The 269-nt window shown below is 58.0% G+C and carries 1 protein-coding gene; it reads left to right on the top strand.

Going from position 1 to position 269, the window contains the following annotated elements:
• On the top strand, positions 1–269 hold a 269-nt coding region (locus B2W52_RS08735; protein WP_286802514.1), incomplete at both ends, for an FHIPEP family type III secretion protein.

Here is a 269-nt window from a genome sequence, read left to right as displayed (position 1 = left end):
ATCAACATCATTGGCGGTATTGCCATTGGTATGCTGCAGCACGGTCTGGATTTCGGGCTGGCCATGGAGCGATATGCGCTACTGACCATTGGTGACGGCCTGGTGGCACAGATTCCCTCGCTGCTGCTGTCCACGTCTGCTGCAATCATGGTAACGCGGGTTACCTCCAGCCAGGATATGGGCGGCCAGATCCTCCAGCAAATGTTCAGCGCGCCCAAGGCGCTGTCCATTGCCGCCGCTATCCTGATCATTCTCGGTCTGATTCCCGG

The sequence above is a fragment of the Marinobacter sp. UBA2498 genome (genome assembly GCF_002341575.1).
GTDB lineage: Bacteria > Pseudomonadota > Gammaproteobacteria > Pseudomonadales > Oleiphilaceae > Marinobacter > Marinobacter manganoxydans.
The sequence above is the reverse complement of the archived record's forward strand: the minus strand, read 5'-3'. Positions and strand labels throughout refer to the sequence as shown.